The organism is Pigmentiphaga humi (assembly GCF_900606115.1).
Taxonomy (GTDB): domain Bacteria; phylum Pseudomonadota; class Gammaproteobacteria; order Burkholderiales; family Burkholderiaceae_B; genus Pigmentiphaga; species Pigmentiphaga humi.
The window spans coordinates 86,837-104,960 of sequence record NZ_UWPJ01000027.1; the positions used below are offsets into that span (position 1 = coordinate 86,837).

The 18,124-nt window shown below is 59.8% G+C and carries 19 protein-coding genes; 8 read left to right on the forward strand and 11 right to left on the reverse strand.

All coding sequences use genetic code 11. The features are described from left to right. The first annotated feature begins 4 nt into the window (after positions 1-4). Positions 5-577 carry a DNA-3-methyladenine glycosylase gene (locus tag PIGHUM_RS18040; RefSeq protein ID WP_124081209.1) on the forward strand — a complete coding sequence of 191 codons (573 nt, stop codon included), beginning with the start codon at positions 5-7 and terminating at the stop codon, positions 575-577. A gap of 7 nt (positions 578-584) precedes the next feature. On the opposite strand, the gene PIGHUM_RS18045 is transcribed toward PIGHUM_RS18040, so the two are convergent. The 3 genes from PIGHUM_RS18045 to PIGHUM_RS18055 form a co-directional block, all read right to left on the reverse strand. Continuing rightward, positions 585-1,469 carry a DUF72 domain-containing protein gene (locus tag PIGHUM_RS18045; RefSeq protein ID WP_124081107.1) on the reverse strand — a complete coding sequence of 295 codons (885 nt, stop codon included), beginning with the start codon at positions 1,467-1,469 and terminating at the stop codon, positions 585-587. Then, entirely contained in the window at positions 1,466-2,035 is a 570-nt protein-coding gene (locus PIGHUM_RS18050) for a GNAT family N-acetyltransferase (RefSeq protein ID WP_124081108.1), read from the reverse strand. The genes PIGHUM_RS18045 and PIGHUM_RS18050 overlap by 4 nt, the downstream gene beginning before the upstream one ends. Before the next feature lie 88 nt (positions 2,036-2,123). After that, positions 2,124-2,768 carry a YiaD family glycine zipper/OmpA-like lipoprotein gene (locus PIGHUM_RS18055; RefSeq protein ID WP_124081109.1) on the reverse strand — a complete coding sequence of 215 codons (645 nt, stop codon included), beginning with the start codon at positions 2,766-2,768 and terminating at the stop codon, positions 2,124-2,126. A gap of 259 nt (positions 2,769-3,027) precedes the next feature. Between PIGHUM_RS18055 and PIGHUM_RS18060 the strand changes: the two genes are divergently transcribed. From PIGHUM_RS18060 to PIGHUM_RS18075, 4 genes are all read left to right on the forward strand, one after another. Continuing rightward, a complete protein-coding gene (locus PIGHUM_RS18060) occupies positions 3,028-3,603 on the forward strand; it encodes a BPSL1445 family SYLF domain-containing lipoprotein (RefSeq protein WP_124081110.1) in 576 nt (191 codons plus the stop codon). Positions 3,604-3,788: 185 nt separating this feature from the next. After that, positions 3,789-4,085: a hypothetical protein gene (locus PIGHUM_RS18065; protein WP_124081111.1), complete on the forward strand. Its 297-nt coding sequence runs from the start codon at positions 3,789-3,791 to the stop codon at positions 4,083-4,085. A gap of 8 nt (positions 4,086-4,093) precedes the next feature. After that, positions 4,094-4,951 carry a pilus assembly protein TadG-related protein gene (locus PIGHUM_RS18070; RefSeq protein ID WP_124081112.1) on the forward strand — a complete coding sequence of 286 codons (858 nt, stop codon included), beginning with the start codon at positions 4,094-4,096 and terminating at the stop codon, positions 4,949-4,951. Positions 4,952-5,166: 215 nt separating this feature from the next. Next, a complete protein-coding gene (locus tag PIGHUM_RS18075; RefSeq protein ID WP_124081113.1) occupies positions 5,167-5,763 on the forward strand; it encodes a hypothetical protein in 597 nt (198 codons plus the stop codon). Positions 5,764-5,895: 132 nt separating this feature from the next. Here PIGHUM_RS18075 and PIGHUM_RS18080 read toward each other — a convergent pair whose 3' ends face one another. From PIGHUM_RS18080 to PIGHUM_RS18105, 6 genes are all read right to left on the reverse strand, one after another. Then, positions 5,896-8,103 carry a hypothetical protein gene (locus tag PIGHUM_RS18080; protein ID WP_124081114.1) on the reverse strand — a complete coding sequence of 736 codons (2,208 nt, stop codon included), beginning with the start codon at positions 8,101-8,103 and terminating at the stop codon, positions 5,896-5,898. A 14-nt stretch (positions 8,104-8,117) separates the two neighbouring features. Continuing rightward, entirely contained in the window at positions 8,118-9,248 is a 1,131-nt protein-coding gene (locus tag PIGHUM_RS18085) for a hypothetical protein (RefSeq protein ID WP_124081115.1), read from the reverse strand. 344 nt (positions 9,249-9,592) lie between these two features. Beyond that, positions 9,593-10,282, reverse strand: coding sequence for a hypothetical protein (locus PIGHUM_RS18090; RefSeq protein ID WP_124081116.1), 690 nt, complete (start codon positions 10,280-10,282; stop codon positions 9,593-9,595). Beyond that, a complete protein-coding gene (locus PIGHUM_RS18095) occupies positions 10,279-11,184 on the reverse strand; it encodes a DNA-processing protein DprA (protein WP_124081117.1) in 906 nt (301 codons plus the stop codon). The genes PIGHUM_RS18090 and PIGHUM_RS18095 overlap by 4 nt, the downstream gene beginning before the upstream one ends. Before the next feature lie 104 nt (positions 11,185-11,288). After that, complete coding sequence (locus PIGHUM_RS18100; protein ID WP_246013303.1) at positions 11,289-11,537, reverse strand: helix-turn-helix transcriptional regulator; 249 nt, start codon at positions 11,535-11,537, stop codon at positions 11,289-11,291. Positions 11,538-11,645: 108 nt separating this feature from the next. Next, on the reverse strand, positions 11,646-11,990 hold the full coding sequence (locus PIGHUM_RS18105) for a hypothetical protein (protein ID WP_124081119.1): 345 nt from the start codon (positions 11,988-11,990) through the stop codon (positions 11,646-11,648). Between the two features lie 383 nt (positions 11,991-12,373). Between PIGHUM_RS18105 and PIGHUM_RS18110 the strand changes: the two genes are divergently transcribed. Next, a complete protein-coding gene (locus PIGHUM_RS18110; RefSeq protein ID WP_124081120.1) occupies positions 12,374-12,769 on the forward strand; it encodes an ATPase in 396 nt (131 codons plus the stop codon). A 153-nt stretch (positions 12,770-12,922) separates the two neighbouring features. On the opposite strand, the gene PIGHUM_RS18115 is transcribed toward PIGHUM_RS18110, so the two are convergent. Continuing rightward, on the reverse strand, positions 12,923-14,353 hold the full coding sequence (locus tag PIGHUM_RS18115) for a toll/interleukin-1 receptor domain-containing protein (RefSeq protein WP_160142342.1): 1,431 nt from the start codon (positions 14,351-14,353) through the stop codon (positions 12,923-12,925). 334 nt (positions 14,354-14,687) lie between these two features. Here PIGHUM_RS18115 and PIGHUM_RS18120 point away from each other — a divergent pair, with 334 nt between their 5' ends. Beyond that, positions 14,688-16,322: a glyoxalase superfamily protein gene (locus PIGHUM_RS18120; protein WP_124081122.1), complete on the forward strand. Its 1,635-nt coding sequence runs from the start codon at positions 14,688-14,690 to the stop codon at positions 16,320-16,322. 63 nt (positions 16,323-16,385) lie between these two features. On the opposite strand, the gene PIGHUM_RS18125 is transcribed toward PIGHUM_RS18120, so the two are convergent. Beyond that, positions 16,386-16,931, reverse strand: a complete 546-nt coding sequence (locus PIGHUM_RS18125; protein WP_124081123.1) for a hypothetical protein — start codon at positions 16,929-16,931, stop codon at positions 16,386-16,388. A 546-nt stretch (positions 16,932-17,477) separates the two neighbouring features. On the opposite strand from PIGHUM_RS18125, the gene PIGHUM_RS18130 reads away from it, so the two are divergent. Continuing rightward, the gene (locus PIGHUM_RS18130; protein WP_124081124.1) at positions 17,478-17,999 is read left to right on the forward strand and encodes a JAB domain-containing protein; all 522 of its coding nucleotides are present in this window, start codon (positions 17,478-17,480) and stop codon (positions 17,997-17,999) included. The last annotated feature ends 125 nt before the right edge of the window (positions 18,000-18,124 follow it).

Consider the following 18,124-nt stretch of genomic DNA (forward strand, 5'->3'; position numbering starts at 1 on the left):
CGATGTGCGCACCCGGCTCGCCGGCATCGACTTCCACGCGAACTCGGCCGAGGTCGCTCGCCTGCTGATCGGCGTGACCTTGCTGGTGGACGGCGTGGGCGGGCGCATCGTCGAGGTCGAGGCCTACGACAGGGAGGACCCGGCCTCGCACAGTTTCTCGGGGCCGACGGCGCGCAATGCATCGATGTTCGGCGCGCCGGGGCGGGCCTACGTCTATCGTTCCTATGGCATCCATTGGTGTCTGAATCTCGTCTGCCGCGAGGCCGGCCACGGCGCCGGGGTGTTGATACGCGCGCTGGAGCCCACGCATGGCCTGGACGCCATGCGCGCGCGGCGCGGCATGGAAGATGCCCGGCTATTGTGTTCGGGACCGGGACGGGTCGGCCAGGCGCTGGGCATAGACCGCCGTTTCGACGGACTGCACCTGGACCGGCCGCCGTTCGAGCTGCTGGCGCGGGAAAGCGTGGACGACGTCGCCACCGGGCCGCGCATCGGCATATCGAAGGCGCGCGACGTGCCATGGCGTTTCGGCGTGGCCGGATCGTGCTTCCTGAGCAAGCCGTTTCCGCGGACCTGACCGGCGTTCAGGTTGCCCGCATGGGCAACCGCAACTTTTCCATCAAGGCCTTGGCGTTGCGCGGCGCTTCCACCTTGGCGTCGTTGTCGAAATAGCAGAATACCTGGCGTCCGCCGGCACGGCGCGCCGCCTGGCCGCCGATGCGGCGGGCCCCGCGCGGCTCGCCGCCGCGCGCCCAGGCTTTGATGCGCCTCGCCCAGTTGTCCAGCGCCTCGTCGGTGTAGCCGCTGACGTAGAGTTCCTGGTCACCATGCAGGCGGATGTAGACGAAGTCGGCGGTGACGTCTTCGCGATAGGGCCACTTGCCGGCCGTGTCGGCCATCACCAGGGCGATGCCGTAGTGCCGCAGCATGTCGGTGAAGGCCGGATCGATGAAACTGTCGTGCCGGATCTCGACTGCGTGGCACAGGGGCAGGCCCGGCTGGGCCGCCAGGCTGGCGCGGCCCGCGATGCGCGCCTCGTGCCGGGCCGCCAGTGCGCGGGCGTGGTCGGTATCGTGCGGCAGGGCCTTGAAGAATGCCTCGAACAGCGCCGGGTCGAAACGCAGGCTGGGCGGGAACTGCCACAGGATGGGCCCCAGCTTGTCCTTGAGTTCGAAGATGCCGGAAGCGAGGAAGTTGGCCAGCGGCCGTTCGATTTCCCTGAGCCGGAGAATGTGGGTCATGTAGCGCGGCCCCTTCACGCTGAACAGGAAGCCGCGCGGCGTGTCGGCATGCCAACGCGCGTAGCGCTCGGGCGTCTGCAGGGAATAGAACGAGCCGTTGAGTTCGATGGTAGAGAATTCGCGCGAGGCGTAGGCCAGTTCGAGGCGCTGCTGCAGGCCGGCGGGGTAGAACACGCCCCGCCACGGCGCATAGCGCCAGCCCGAGATCCCGACGCGTATGTCGCTCATGGCCCGGGCAGGCTGCGGTCGCCCTGGCCCAGGGGCAGCTGCATGATGACGGTATCGACCCATCGGCCGTGCTTGAAGCCTACGCTGCGCATGACGCCCACGTGCGCGAAGCCCGCCTTGCGATGCAGCGAGATGGAACCGGCGTTGTCGCTGTCGCCGATCACGGCGATCATCTGCCGCCACGGGCCGGCGTGGCAGCGCGCCAGGAGCGCCTGCAGCAAGGCCATGCCGATGCCGCGTCCGCCCGCGCCGTCGCGGACGTAGACCGAATTTTCTATGGTGTGCCGGTATGCCGGGCGCGCCCGGTAGGGGCCGGCGTAGCTGTAGCCGAGGATGCTGCCCGCCTGCTCCGCCACCAGATAAGGCAGGCCCAGGGCGAGAACGGCCTGCCGGCGGGCGCGCATGTCTTCGGCCGAAGGCGGCGCTTCTTCGAAGCTGGCGATGCCGTGCAGGACGTGGAAGGCGTAGATGGACTGGACCGCTTCCATGTCCGCATCGGTGGCGTCACGGACGGTGAGGGCGGAAAGAGAGAGGGCGGCGACGGCGATGCTGGACATGGCATTCATGGGATATCCGGCCTGGCCAGGCGCCGGCCCGGGGTGCTGCAGCCACAATACCACGCCGGCGCCCGCCCGGGCGGGCGCCGGCGCCGCGTCAGTTCTTGGTGGCGTACAGGTAGATCTCGGTACGGCGGTTGGCGGCGCGGCCTTCGACCGTATCGTTGCTGGCGATGGGATCGTTGATGCCGCGCCCTTCGGTCGTCAGGCGGTTGATCGCGACACCCTTGCGGGATAGGTAGTTGGCGACAGCCTGCGCCCGCTGTTCCGACAGGGTCTGGTTAAGCGAGACCTGGCCGGTGTTGTCGGTATGGCCGACCGCCTTGGCGCGTAGTTCGGGGTTCTGGTTCAGGGTCTGGGCCACGCTGTCCAGCACCGGGAACAGCGCCGGCTTGACGGCATAGCTGCCGGTGTCGAAGGACACGCTGCTCGGCACGTTGACCTTCAGCGAACCGTCCGGCTGCTCGGTCATGTCGATGCCCAGGTCCTTGGAGCCGGATTGCTCCACGTTCTGCCGGACTTTGTTCCAGTTGTAGCCGGCCACGCCGCCCGCCACGGCGCCCAGGCCGGCGCCGATCGCGGCGCCGCGCGAGTTGCCCAGCAGCGCGCCGAGCCCCGCTCCGAGGGCGGCGCCGCCGCCGGCTCCGACGGCCGTATTGGTTTGCTGCTGGTTGGCGCAACCGGCGGCGAAGACGCTCAGGGCGGCGACCAGGGCGATCTTGGAGAGTGTATTGGTCTTCATGTTTGACGCTCCTTTGTTGACAAGACGCAGGCACAGGAAACGGTGCGCTGGCTACATGGGGATCTTAGCTGTGGAGTGTGGCCGGAAAGGGCAACATTTTGTACCGGCTTAGGATGGTTTGCAGTTCGCGCGCCTGCAACATAACCGTGACCGGTTACCGTTTGCCTTTCTTGTTTTGACGCACATGCGGCAGAATCAGGAAGCTTGCCGCGGCGGCGTTCCGTCCGCCTGCCGTCGAGCCCACTCAAGGAGAGAGAGCATGAACCGTCGTCATTTGCTAAGCGCCAGCGTGATGGCAGGGATACTTGCCCTGGCCGGATGCACCACGACCAATCCCGATACCAGCGGCATCTCGCCGGCCGATAAGCGCGCCCGGATCAACACCGGTGCGGAAGAGGCTTTGAACCGGCTGTATGCCGCCGTGCCGGGCTCGCGCGAAATGGCCTCCAAGGCGCGCGGCATCCTGGTGTTCCCCAACGTAGTCGCGGCGGGCTTCGTCATCGGCGGCGAATACGGCGAGGGCGCGCTGCGCGAAGGCGGCCGTACCACCGGCTACTACAGCACGGCCAGCGGTTCATTCGGCTTCCAGGCCGGCGCCCAGTCCAAGGCGCTCATTTTCATGTTCATGAACCAGGCTGAACTGGACCGCTTCAAGAACAGCAACGGCTGGAAGGCCGGCGTGGATGGCTCGGTTGCCGTGGTCAAGGCCGGCGTCAACGCCGGCATCGACACCAACACCGCCCGCTCGCCGGTCGTGGCCTTCGCCCTGACCAACGCCGGCCTCATGGCCAACCTGACGGTGGAAGGCACCAAGGTTTCCAAGCTGGACCTCTGATTCGGCGGCGCAAGCCCATCCACGCATGACCCGGCCCGAGCGGCCGGGTTTTTTTCGCCGGTGCGGGACGGATTTGTCCGTGTCGGGTTCCTCGCATTGCCGGTGTTTCGAGCCACCGTGAAACTGGCGGGACGCTTCGCAGAAGCCGGGCAATGCCGCCCGGCGAGCGGGGCGGGAGCCTCGCCATGCCGGTACCATCGAGCTTGTCCCGTCTTCTCCGCCCTCGCCGCGAACGCGGCCAGTCCATGGTCGAATACGTCGTCATCGTGGCATTGGTCGCGGTGGCCGCGATCGCCGTCTACCAATTGTTCGGCCAGGTCGTGCGCTCCCAGACCGCCGCCATGGCGCGCGAACTCGCCGGGGAAGACGGATCGGCCGAATCGCGCGCCGCCCAGACCGCCGCCAAGAGCGCGAGATCGCAGGCGTCGGCGCGTTCGCTCAAGTCGTTCACCGGCAATGCCGCCCTGGGCGGCGACAACTGAGCATCGCCATGCGCACGGTGCAATCGGGACAGGCGCTGGCCCTGGCAGTGGCATTGCTCGCCCTGGGCGCCGCGGGCCTGCTGCTGCTTTTCAACGGCGGCCAGTTGCTGCGCGAGAAAACCCGGCTGGCGCATGCGGCCGATGCCGCGGCATACAGCGGCGCCCTGGTGCAGGCGCGCAGCCTCAATTTCCTGGCTTATTCCAACCGGGCGCTGGTGGCCCACCAGGTTGCGATGGCGCATGCCGTCACGCTGGCGTCCTGGGCGCGTTTCGGCGATACCGAAGCGCGGCGGCTGGCGGGCATGAATCCGCCCGCCAGCCTGATCGGAGGCTTCTTCGGTCCGGCGCATGGCGCCGCCTACATGAGCGCGGCGGGGGCAGCGGGAATGGCCGGCCGCACCGCCTGGTCGGGCGGTGAACTGGCGCGGGCCTTTGCCGAACACGATCGCACCGTCCACGACATCCTGGCCCGTGCCCAGACGGCGGTGCGGGACGCGATGGCCGATGTCCGCCTGCAAGCCATGCGCGGCGTGCTGGCTGCGCATTACGACGACGACGGCGCCAGCCTGGATGCCGGCCTGCTCGCGGATACGCTGCCGGGCTTCGTCGGCCGCTATGGCGGCGCGGCGCGCCAGCGGCTCAAGTCCATGGTGCAGGACGCCGTCGGTCACTATGGTTTCCTCGCTCCGCGCAACTACGATGCCAGCAGCCTTCTGCCGCCGGAATGGCGTTGCCCGTGGCTGCGCCATGCGCTGCGGCGCCGCGGCTCCACCGCGCTGGTCGACCTGGATGCCTGGCGCGCCATCGATACGCAGTCTTTCCATGCGCTGCGTTCCAACAAGTGGATAGGCTGCTACTACCGCTAGTATTTGTCAATGATCTATCTTATTGATTCAATTGAAGTTTTTTTGGCTAAGTGATCTATAGGGTCAGATTTAGGGACATGTTTGCGACGACTATTCGTCAGCGAACTTTAGTTTTGTCGTTTGTCGCAACACTCCGATTTTTGTCGACCGCCTCGGCTAGACTTGGTGCTTCACATCAACAGTATTGGCCCCTCTTCGACCATAGGTTTCGCACCATGACCGCACCGTTAGAAACAGAGTTGTTTAGTGCTTGTAAGGCTGTTGCCCGCCAAGTTCTATGGCGCAATGGGACTGCCTCCAATGATGTCGTGGAAACGTTAGCTGGAAAATACTTAGTCGTTGCAGAGGAGCACCAGGACTTCGTTAGGAAACAGCGTGAGACTGATATGGTCATTGCTCACGCAGTGCGCTACATCGCGCATGTCCATGCGATACCTCTTGTAGGCACGGAGATCGACTGGTTTCGGGGCACCTTAGCCGTTTTGATGGAGTTGGCTGTTCGTAATACTGTGCTTGATGAAGAGGCCGCCCAATTCTTAGTCGATGTTCAGGAAGGTATCCGTGAAGCAGTAGCCGATGTTCCTGTGCCACGTAGTGCGACCCGGATAGAAGATGAAGATGCCAACGACATTCGCCGTATGCAAGACGCAGGTATCGAGCATGGCGTAGCATCTGACCTGCTTGACTTGGTGGAAAAGCTCTTTTATGGCGACCCATTGACGCAGGAGGATCGGCGTTTCTTTCGCATCGCCGCTGTTGCGGCGCCTATGACTCGTCAAACAAGAGTAACCAATGGCATAGACAAGTCTTAAACTGCAAACAGCATGGAAGCCCGCGCATGGTCCTTTTGTGCTTAGCGTCGCTATGACGGCTACCTAGCGCCGTGCACAGAAATAATAGCTGCCTGCCTCATCTATGGCCTGACCCTGATTCGCCGTCCATTCCTATTGCGGGTAACGATCAACGAACGCTTTCGCGTACAGCGCCTCCCATGAAATACCGACACTGGAAAAAAAATCACGACAGGGTTCCGAAACGGGTATAGATCCAAGTTTTCCTGTAAGCCAAGCGACGGCAAGCTCACCTAAGACGATCCCACGTTGTGCATCTTGCGAATTTAACGCGGTGGCTGCAAGAAAGGCCTTAAGCGCCGGATCTAATTCCTTGCCCTTCAAAGACCTGAGAAGCGCCAGCCATATCAGTCGCTCGGTGTAATTAGTTTCAAAGACACGTCTGGCTATATATCTCGGTGTAGGAAACAGATCAGCATTTAGAGCATTTTCAGGAGCATTTCGTAGTTGCTGAGTAGCGCTTGCGCAGGCGAATAAAACTTGCATGGCGCTAGAACCCGGCGCGAGCGCTACCGACTGTGCGCCAAGCAGCGGGATAGCAGCGCCACTATCTACGAATGGAGCCGAAACTATCCCCTGATCCGTTGCTGACAACGACGCAAGTCGATCAGCGATCTTTCCGTCGAATTCCACCGCAGATTGAGCTAAACCAGATAGAACATTCCTCTCCATACACCATGGGCAATCGCCGGTGCGATGCCAGTCGGGTAAAGGAATTTCTTGCAGATGCGACACAGTTGAGGACCAGCCATGATTTTGCGTTATCCCTCTCACGACACGCTCATAATTGGCTGAAGATGAAGGCGTCGCCAACACGGTCCAGTAGTGAATGGTTGCTAGGCTGGGACACCTTTCGGCATATCGTTCCCGCAGGAATCGATTTATGCTTTCGAGCCTTGAGCCTGTAATGAAGATGTCATCAATAATCAAAGCACACTGCGCTAATCGAAGGTTCTCGTCAATCGGACCTTCTCCTCTCGCAATAAGTTTTTCGTCGAGGACTACTAGCGGCTTTGCAAGAAATCCATGCAGGATATCGCCAAGCTTGCGAGCTGTCGGGTGATCGGGAATGACAATCACCTCTGGTTCGGGGTCGAAGCGGCCAATGGCCGCGATAAGCTCCCCCTGAAATCCGGGGGCATCCAGTAAGGAACTTACATCAATGTAGAAAGCGTGATGCCGGCCAGTTGCTTCGTTTGGATCGTCGTAATGGACGCGAAGTACCCCTGGAACTTCCCCCCACCGCTGCAAAAAATCCCGCTGACTATGAAAGTGTCTCGGTATGAGAGGAACTGCTTCACCTGGTTGGAGGCCGACGAGATAGCTCGACGTATGGATCTGTACAGCGGAGCTATGTGCGGCGCATAGTTCACAGCCATCCTCATTGCTAAAGTGCCTGTAGCCCTTTAAGTCAAGCCTGCAGAGCACGGATGTGGCCTGAAGCTCTTGCAGTGCATAGAGGACGATGACGCTTAACGCATGGGGATATTCTGTTTCAGCCCATCGCTGAATAAAGTTAGCTAAGCGCCCAGTTGATGCAACTCCTATTACGACGAGCACAGATGCACAATCAGCTGCTTGTTTTCGCAGCATTTCAAACGAGGCGTTTCGTGATTGGATATCCGACGGATAGGTGGGAAATGCCACTATGTTTATAGGTACGTCTACCAATCGCTGGATTCGTGCCGCCAGAACGAGCATGCTGGGATGATCAACAAATATGGTATGACGCCCGTTCCGCTCAAGAATCTCAGGCTTCGACTGGATTTCCATCGCAACCCAGTATGCAATCCGATCTATGACGTCAATGCTGGCAAACGCATCGCCAAGCCGAACAAACTGAGTAGAATGCGCGCCAGACGGTAATGCAAAATGATGGTTTTCACTTGCACAGATAACGCAACGCCCTTGAAAAGACTCGAATAGTTCTCTTAACTCGGCAATGCGGATATCGTTTCGGCATTCGGCATTGACCATTGCCAATGATATCGCCCCGCTCGCACCGTCAATAAGTCGGATAGGCGGCTGTGCCCCTGATCCGACAACCCAGTGCTCAGCGAGGCTATGTGCATCGGGAAGTAAATAAATATCCAATCCAGGTGCTCGGCGCCCGACAGCATCCAGATCTGGTTTAAGCAATTCGACGTTGAAATCATTTTTCTTAATGCGACGCCATAACGACGCATGAGCTCGGAGCACGATACCTTCCGCCTGGCGCAAGTTTGTACTTTCAATTTGCGCTACGGCATGATCAAAGTCTGCGGACGTCTCGGCGATGATGTCGCTGAAAGCGAGAATCATGATTTTTTATGTCATCAACGGGGAAAGAGACTATGCTGATCCAGATCAAAAGCGAATTCCGGTATAAAAATCGATATACATGTACCGCGCGGTGCCATATCGGGAAGTTGGCGGATCGAGTCGAGTTTAAGTTGGGGATACTTATCCTCGCCGTACGAGAAGTCCTGCGACGCGACGAGATCCCCCGAACTGATGCGTAGCAACGCCTGAAGACTATGCGCTGCTGAAATAATATTCGCCAACCCGAGCCCGCGCTTGACTACGCCAGCCGGTTTACGGCTCTCCCCGGGAACAAAGGCCCTCGCCAAACGCTCGGCACGGGTCTCATTCGGGTAATCAGTTTTGGCTGGAAGTGTTGCCTGAATGCCATCCCCTTGATCCGCGACCGAAAAGCATATAACACCGAGCCCAAGATCGTCATGGTTTGCTTCGACAATGCGGGCTAAATAATCCTTGAGCTCAGGTGATAGCTGCCGTGACGCTAGGTCTGTTTTTTGCAAAACGATCTTTTCAATGATTAACGCCCGTGTACTGCGGGCGCGCCGTGGCGGATCTAGCGAAATACCGTGCTCCCAACTGTTGCGAAGTGACTCATAAACAAACGAGATAACATCCGACTCACCCGTCGAGGCTAGCATGTGGCGAAATCCCATCTTTTCCACTTCGGCATTAATGAGACTCGAAAACGCCGACGGCGTTGGGAAGGTAGTGGTGGGAGTCCCTTGCAGCGCGAGACAAGGAGGGATGGGAAAGACTGGATCAGCACACACAATTGTCTTGCTACGGCCTGATCCCAGAATCCCGCGTCTGTCCTTGTAGAGTTCACCCAGTAGTCGCTTGAATTCACGCGAAGCCGGAACCTTCTGAAATTGAAGGTTGGATATTAAACGAGGTAACGCAAAGCCAACGGCGTTCCCAAAAAAAGTCGACTCGAGATCGTCAAGAGTTTTAGGTTCATCAAAATCGCATTCAAGACAGGGCGCGTTTCGGCCTGGCCGCATCGACGCGAGCGCGGCTAAAGCCAATCCTTGCGCACCCGGTTCGAAGCCGCTTCTTCTGCCTACAGAGATCACGGTGCACTGAGCTACTCGCCAAGCAAGGACTTCGTCGATAGACGTTCTCTCCTGAATCCGAATGGAAGTCATATGCGTCCCTTCAGAGGCTGAACTCCAGCGGCCATTCTGCTAGCTCGCCTCTTCATCACCATTATGCGCATTACTATTGCCTATCTCTTAAAAATCGCGTCGAACGCCAAAGCGCGGGCGTTGGTGTGGACTGGGCAACCTATGATTGCCATTATCGCTTACAAGTAGGCAACATTTGGTTTGCCCTTAAACGTTCCCGTTCGGCAAAGAGTTAGCTGATGCCGAATCTTACGCCGGTGTCTTCCCCGCGGGCATGGCGAAACCTGGGGCTGGCATGTTACTTGTCTGGCGGGTCCGTGTATGGACTATCATAATCACCTTGATCGTGTTACGAACACTTCTTTTCATGAACCGATACGGGAATCATCAAACGGATCGGGAATCAGTCGCCGAGCGACGAAGTTGCCGATGATCTGAGTGCCGGGATAGGCGTCGGTCAGTTTGCGGGCTGCTGCCACATAGTGCGCGCCCGTGGTCAGCATGTCGTCGAACAGGAAAACCACAGTGGGGGGCTGCACTCGCCGTCCTGCGGCCTCGTCGAAGCTAAGGTCGGCTTGGAGTTCATCGGGTGATGGACGTTCGGCGGTTTCGTGGCTCGCAGCATTTGCCCCGCTGAAGCTCAAGCAGTCGCGAATGTCGAGCGGTAGATCTACCAGTTGGGCGAGCTGATTGAGCATGTCCACCATGCGGGTGTCATATAGCGGGTTGTGGCGTGGCTTCGAAGGGGGAATGGGTATCAGGGCCAGGCGATGATTCTGGTGTGTGTCGGCCCACTTCCAGAACCGGGAAAACGCCGTGGCAACCTGACAGATCGCTTGCTGCTTGTAGTGCCAGTCGGGCCGGTCGCGCCGGTCCACGCCTTTCTTGAAGTTGGCGATGAGCTGGTTGGTGGCCGAGAAATTCCACCGCTTGCCCTGAGTGTGTTCGTAGGGCGTGTACTCGCCCCAGAAGAAGCACTGGGCATCAGCGGGGAGATACCAGTGGTCCGGCCGCTCCTGCTCGCCCACCACCGTCAGGCGGGGCGGCATGTTCATGCGTGGGCGTGCGGCACGTCCTCGAATTCGCGCAGGATGTCTTCGACCTCCCGCACTCGGATGGCGCCTTGCTTTTCGAACTTCGCCGGCCAGCTGATTGCGGGATTCCGGAAGTTGCTTTCCAGGATGAATAGCTTGCGGCCCTGGGCGAGCGCGGCGCGCGCCTGCGTCAGCGTGCCCGATGTTTCGCCGGCCTCGATGATGATGGTGGCCTCGGAGAGCGCCGACATCGTCTTGTTGCGCTCAGGGAAGAAGAAGCGATTCACGTTCGCGCCTTGAGCCTTGTAGCGCAGCACGGGCACTTGGCTGACCAGCAGGTAGCCGCTGGCGATGCGCCGCTGCAGCTCGGCGTTTTCCTTCGGGTAGACCTCGGAGATGGGGGTGCCGATGACGGCGATGGTGCGTCCGCCGCAGTCAATGGCAGTCTGATGGGCGATCGTATCGACGCCTTGTGCCAGACCCGACACGATGGTGAAGTCGTGTTCGACCAGGGCGCGCACAAGCTTGCGCGTGCGTGCCGCGCCTTCGCTGCTGACTTGGCGGGTGCCGACCACGGCCACACGTCGCGGTGACTCGGCCAGTTCCCAGGAACCGAGGAAGTACAGCATTTCCACCGGCTCGGTGGCGTCGCGCAGCCGGGCCGGGTAGTCGTGCATGCCGTTGATGCGCACGCCGAAACGTTTGATGCCCCGCTTGGCGAGGTGCCCGACGACTTCCTCGGCGGCCCGCTGGGCAGCGTCCTCGTCCACCAGGTCGGACGGCAGGCTGCCGGGGTGGAACTCGAACAGTTCGGCCAGCCGCTTTGTGTTGGAGTTGGGCTGCTGCCACAGATACTCGTAGGCACCCATTTCGATACGAGTATCGACGGGTTTGTTCGCTAGGAACTCGGGCCACGGGTTCATGACAATCTCCCTTTCCGCCGCCAGTTTATCCCCTTGTGGCGGAAAGACGGTTATTGATCAAATACTGGTTAAATATACAGTATAAGTCGTGTTTTGTCAGCCAACTAGGGTTCTGGCAGCGCGGGCGGCTCGGTGGCTACGTAGCCTGCCGGATCGGCAATCCACGCCTGGATCGATTCCGCGGGCCAGCCGCTGGCTCGCCCGCCGAGTTTGACGGGCGCCGGAAATCGGCGCGCCGCAATACGGCGGTACAAGGTTGGGCGGCTCAGCGACGTGATGCGTATGATGTCGCGCATGCGGTAGAAGGCCGGCTGAAAGCTGGTTGCGGCACTGTCCTGTCTCGTTACCACCATGTCCGTCTCCATGCGTATCGGCATGGCTTTGATGGTGCGCAGCTCGGGTCAGGCGCTCAACCGGACAGGGCGCGTTGGATCTTAGTGCGGCGTAGGAACCGCTGTGTACTAGACGGATTTCCAGAGAAATACGCCGATTGCCAGCAGCAAGACGATGGCCAGCAGCGCGACAAAGAGCTTCCAGACAACTTCGGCCAGCTTGAAAAAGAGCGTGGCGCAGACTCCGGCTCCCACCAGCACGCCGACGAATCGCGTCCACTTCGGCCAATCGGCCGCGCCGATGTACTGCAGCCCCAGGTAGGCCAGCCAGCCGCCGATCACCAGGCCGACAAAGCCGAAGAAACCAGCCCGCGCTTCTCGGCCCTCTTGTCGTTTAGCCGCCTGCAGCGAGGCATCGCTGTCGTGATATTCATAGGTGCCGTCGCGTCGACGGCGGCCGTAGCGTGTGGCCATCGATTGATTGTCCTTTTATTCGACGCCGCAGCAGCGTCTTCTCTGACGGTCTGGGCATGGGGAGGATTGTAGCCAGGGTGTCTCCCGGCCAGGCCGGGCCGCGGTTCTCCAGGTTCGCTATCCGCTCATCCCTGACGGGACGGGCCATGCCCGCCTTGCGCATCGCTGACACGGGCGCGTTGGCGTGCCGACCCCGGGGTCATCTGCTGTTGGAGAGTAAGCGGCCTTGCTGTTTTCCCATCGTGCCACGGCGTGCTCGCGCGTCAAGGGCTGCACGCGCCTTGCGCGCTTGCGGCCTGGCGGCCGTCTTCTCCCCCTGACTGCTGCGCTGCGCCGTGCGTCTTCGGTCTCGGGCAATTCCGCCCAAGCAACCGGAGAAGGTCATGAACGACAAGTCCCATGTTTCGCTGGAACAGCGTGTATGCCTGGTATGCGGCACCACGTTCGATACGGGCAACCTGCTGCTCGACAAGCGCCTGCGCGCGAGCATGAAGCGCTATACGACGACAGGTTGGGACCTGTGCCCCGAACACCAGCGGTTGTTCAACGACGGTTTCGTCGCCGTGGTCGAATGCGATCCGCAGCGTAGCGGTTCGCCGTCTGCATCCGGGAACCTGAAACCCGAACAGGCCTATCGGACGGGACGGCTGGCTCACCTGAAGCGCGAAGCGTTTGGCAAGGTGTTCAACGTTCCCATTGCGGCCGATCAGCCTTGCGTCTTCGTCGAGCCGGGTGTGCTTGACCAGTTGCAAGCGATGATCGAACCGGCTTCGGACTGAGCTGACCGATGCATTCAGCGCCGCTCGCAATCGCGCTCGGCGCTTTTGTTGTGCTTTGGATGAAACTTGTGGATGCCGGCCCATGATAAACGGCCCTTGAATGTCCGTGCCGGAACGCGAACTAGCCAGTCGACTCACTACATTTTCGTCTCTCTATGCTCGAGTGCAAAGCTCATCGAAGCCAGTCAGTAACTTGGCATCTCCTGAGTTGAAACCCTGGCCGTACTGCCCCATTTGTTCCACAAAAACCTTAAGCCTCTCTACGTCGTCGACACCAAGTATTGGCGCGAGCTTCGCAAAAAAAGCCCGCGACGAGGAACGCGCAAAGACCTCAAAGGCTCGGTGTATTCCACCTGCAAATACGTGTGTAGCCGGATGCCAATGACGCTGCCCGGTTAGGCGGGAGCGAAGATGTAAAACGAAGTCTGCCTGTAGAACGTCATCTCGGGTGACAAAAGAGCCATTTGCCCTATTTAGTAGCATGTCAGCAATTAGATTTGCTCGATCAGAGGACAGACGACGCCTCCTGTGGTCCATCGACTCTACTTCCCTCGCCATCACCCCAAACGAATACATGGTCTGCCTTCCGTCTGCGACCGTGATGTAGTAGTCCTGCTCGAGTAGCGTATGCACAACATCTAGGCGTTGAAGCTTGAGCGCAAGCGAGTTCGTCAGCAGGAATAGTTCGCGACACACAAGTCGAAAGTTGTCAAAGTCGGTAGATCGGTAGGACCCTATGTAGTCGTACGGCCGTTCGTTGTAGTTGTAAATCTGCTCAAAAAAGCGATGAAGAACCCTACCCATTTCGAGATCCTGCGAATGCGTCATAACGACCCTTAACACCTCCAAGAACTCGTCTCGAAATGGCTTGAACGACACAAAGGACTCGACCACCTGTTCGTCGAACTCTTTGCCAGACTCTCTAGTGATACGCAGTCGTTCAAGGTGCCGCGCCAGCACGTCTAAGTACTCGATGAATGAGCCTAAGGCTTGTGGCTTACCAGAGCGCATCGCCTCCATAGCTCGTCGGGCGTACATCGCCGTGCCCAGGTCCGTCGCCGAATTCTCCTGAAGGAAAGAAGGAGTTGCGCCGAAGGCAGGCCTCACCTCCGCCGGCTTGTCGTATATCCACCGCAATAGCTTTTCGAATTCTTCGGCGTAGCGGCCCTCATCGCTCAGATCGATGTAGATTTTGGACTTGTAGTACGTTGGTAAATACGGCCTTCCCTTTTCATCTCGCTCGCAGACAACAAGAACAAACTTTCCTGCGTCCGTTTGGCTGTACAGCTCAGGCGAGATGATCTGCGTTTCCGTGCCAACGCCACCTTCACGGTCATTTGCTTTGGCGACATACTTTTCATCGGCAAGAATCAAGACTTTTTGGACACTCGGATCGTTAACCATGCGCTCCATGAAGTGGATAGAGTCAGCGCCAGGCTGCAGGTCCCAGATATCCAAGAGCGCATGCACGTTCGCCTCAGTCAAACGCTTGGCTACGTCAAGCACCCACCGCTGGTGGTCGAGACTGGTCCACGAATAGGAAATGAAAACCTTGGGGCGAAAATCTTCGGCAGTTTGCGACACGATGCCTCCTCCAAGAATGCGAGATGCCACATTGTGCACTAGGGTTAACCTAGCAAAACATAGGTGGACTTCGGACTCACGCGCCAGTGGCACCAGTCATCAACTGATTGGCGTGTCCTTACAATCTTGATTTCTTTGGAGGGATGTGCTTAGATAATTAGCAAGGCACCCCGGAGCCTGTCAGTCGCGTAGCCGCCACGGCGGTACGGCAAATCCGGCGTAGGCCACCCGGCCATAGCATGACCAACCCCGTGTTTGCCCACATCAGGCGATCCGGTAACGCGCGGCACCATCAACCAGCCTGACGTGAGCTTAACCATCGGAGTTGGCCACTATGGCACGTCCATTCTCTTCATCCGCGGAGTCCTCCGCAACCATCCTCGTTCGTTACCTTGCCGATCGGGTCGTCACGCTTGATCTCGGAACGGCTGCGCGCATTCTCGACGCCGCTGATTTGCAGCGCACGACCAACATGAAGCGCCGAGCCCGGAGCCTCAAGGACGCCTTGGCGACCGCCCATATCGAACTGAAGCACACGCATGTCTTGGAGCTGGTGGCTAAGCTCGAAGGCTATGCCAGTTGGATGCGCGCTAAAGTCGCCTCCATCCAGCACACTGATTGTGTCTATCTTCTCCAGACTACGATTGAAGGTGTGGTCCAGGGCGGTGAGTTGCTGGACTCCGTTGCCGATGCCGCTTCGGCGATGCTTCGCAAGGCCATCGATCTCATCCCAACGCGCGCGGAACCCGCGTTCTGCGCACTCAAGCGCACTCCTCAATCCGTTCTTCTGGAAGTCAGCCAGGCCAATGGACCTTGGTTCTCCATAGCCATCGTGGCGATGACCAAGCACCACGCCGGAACGCCAGGATGGATCGTCGCCACGTCATTCGACGAAACCCAACTGCGGCGGGCCTTGGCGCGGATTGTGGACAACATCGAGCAGGCGCGACCGGGGACGCTGGTCATACACGGTGCCCTATCGGAACGACTTGGCCCTTGCAACTATGCGGTGTGGAAATTGACGAGTTTGACGGGGTCGCTGCAGCGCATCATTACCGATGAACGCGAGTTGTTCCTGATGCTCGATTCGATTGCCTGCACCTCTGTCGAACAGGTACATGGCGCGCCGCGGTTTGTGGGTGCTAATGACAGCTTCGATGTGGAGCGGGTATGGATAGACAGCGCCGGTGCGGATAGCCAGGCGGACGTTTATACGCTGGAAGAGGCAAGGCAGGAGTTGCGACGCTTCTTGCGTTGGCGCCATGCCTTGCCAGGTTCCGTCACCAGTGCTTTTCAGTCGATCGCCCAAGGCAGCGATGCCAAGGACTGGGTGGTGAAGGTCGATTACGAAAAACTAAACACGCAGCTACAGCAACGCGAGATGTCGATAGCGGAACTGGCGCGCACCGTTGGCGTGTCGTACCGCGACATCTTCCGTCTGCGGGACTACGAAATGGCGGATGCGGAACTAGTGTTGAAGATGGCTGCTGCTCTGGCCTTGACGCCGGCGGGCTTATTGAAGGAAACGCAAGAGACGCTGGCTTTCGAGGTGGAAAACGGAGAGCGGCTGCTGCGCATGGCGACGGGGGCGCAGAGCTACGGTTCGGTGATAGGCGACTCTGTGTCACCGGCACTGCTCCCAGACGTTCGGGTTCAATTGCAGAACTGCATCGACCTTCTGGAAATCCTGGCCATGCGTGCCGACATGGAAGGGGGAAACACGGGCCGCTCGGAGATCGCATTGGTGCAATCGCTCGATGACATCCTGAACGATATGCGACAAGCAGGCCTATTCCTGATCGCCGGGCGCGACATCCGTTTTGTCAATCTCTCCCACGACGCCGAGGGTAAGCAGCAATTTGTCCCCTTGAATACCTTGATACTGAGTGTGGATCATCGGGATGCGACGACGCTGGCGCTGTGGCAACCCGCAGGTTCAGGCGGGAAACCTGCGGCTGCGCATTCGTAATAGCAGACTTGCGGTAGCCCGTGTGGGCTACCGCAGCATGGAGGCGCTGCGACGGCTCGAAGGTTAGCCGCCGTGTATGGCGCAGTAGCCCTTAGCATCATGCAAGGCTTTCCACGCAGGGGGCTCCAGCCACGTTCCTCCACTGACCGGGTTGCGGCATTGTTTCCCGACCTTCGTGCGGGCGCAGCAATAAACACTACCGTTGCTGGACTGCCACTCGATGTAGTCGGGCTTACTCAGGCCCACCAGTTCCCCATAGACCGCGTCTTTGTCTTCCAGCAGGCGCAATGCCTGCTCAGCGGTGGCGACACATGTACGCACCCCGCCCAACGCAGGGACTTGCACCGCAAGTTCGAGTCTGGCCTTGACGAGCGCTTGGAGCAATCTCGCCTGTTCCAAGCCGCGTCCCTCTCGCATGAACGCATTTCCAGGGGAAGTGCGTGTTTGATCCAGTTTGGCGGCCAGCGTGTGTTCGTTTTCGCCTAGCACGGTGGCGAGCACGCGGGTCGCTTCGGCGTGACGCAGTTCTACGCCATAGGAGCGAAACGCTTCAGCGAGCTTGCGCGCCATCGCGGTGCGCGACGGGATTGTCAGGGTAAGTGTATCCATCCGAATTTCTCCAATTCGGGCTGCATCGTGGATAAGTGCCTCCGTTCTTATCGGCAGCCCAGGAAAAATCGGGGGTCGAGAGGTAATGGCAGGTCTTCCATGCCCAGGATGGGCGGAGGCGGAAAAGGCTAGCTGCCGGCGCGTACCTATTGTCGCGTCATCGTGTGGCCTAGTGCAACTGCCACCTAGATCCTGTTGACGATGCTGCTTCGCGCTATTTCCTACTGATGTGTGCTCGCGTCTCCCGGCCAAAGCGGGGACGCGGTTCTCCAGGTTCGCTATCCGCTCATCCCTTGCGGGACATGCTGCGCCGCCTTGCGCATCGCTGACGCCTGCGCGCTGCGCTGGCTTAACAACCGCTGTCATCTGCTTTTGAAGAGTTGGAGGCCTTGCTATCCGGTTAGTGTGTCACGCCGTTCTCGCCGTCAAGGGCGGCGCGCCAAGGCGCTTGCGGCCTGGCGGCCGTCTGCGACCCCTGACCGCTTGCGCTGCGCCGTGCCCCTTCGGTTCCGGGCAATTCCGCCCGATTCCGAATCGGAGGCCGTCATGCAATATTCCCTCTTCATCGATAGCGACCCCAATCTGGCCGGCGCACTGCTGGTACGCGAACCCGGCGGCGCGGTGCGGCCCGCGCAGCGCACGGAGATCCTGGCCGTGGCGCGCGAACTGGTCACCGTCGACAAACTGCGCGGCAAGAATCTGAGCAAGCCGGACATGGTCAGGAACTTCCTGCAACTGCGTCTGGCTGGCTTGGAGCACGAAGTGTGCGGGCTGATTCTGCTCGATACCCGCATGCACCTGATCACTTACCTGGAACCGTTCCGTGGCACGCTCAATCAGGCACAGGCCTATCCACGCGAAGTGCTCAAGCTGGTGCTTCGATACAACGCCGCGGCCGTGATGCTGGTCCACAACCATCCGTCAGGTGTGGAAGAGGCGAGCACGGCGGACATACGGTTCACACAGCTCATCAGGAACGCGCTTGCGCTGATCGATGTGCGTCTGGTGGACCATCTCATCGTCGCGGGCGCCAGGGTCATCTCGATGGCTGAAGCCGGGCTGATCTGACCGGCGCAGGCGAGCCTGGCTCGCCTGTTCATCTGTTCGCTGCGCCGGTTGCGAAGACGATCCGGCGTAGCGGCTTTTCCTTCGTCAGCTTGCCGACGGTGGGCAAACCAGCAGCTAGCCGGCTA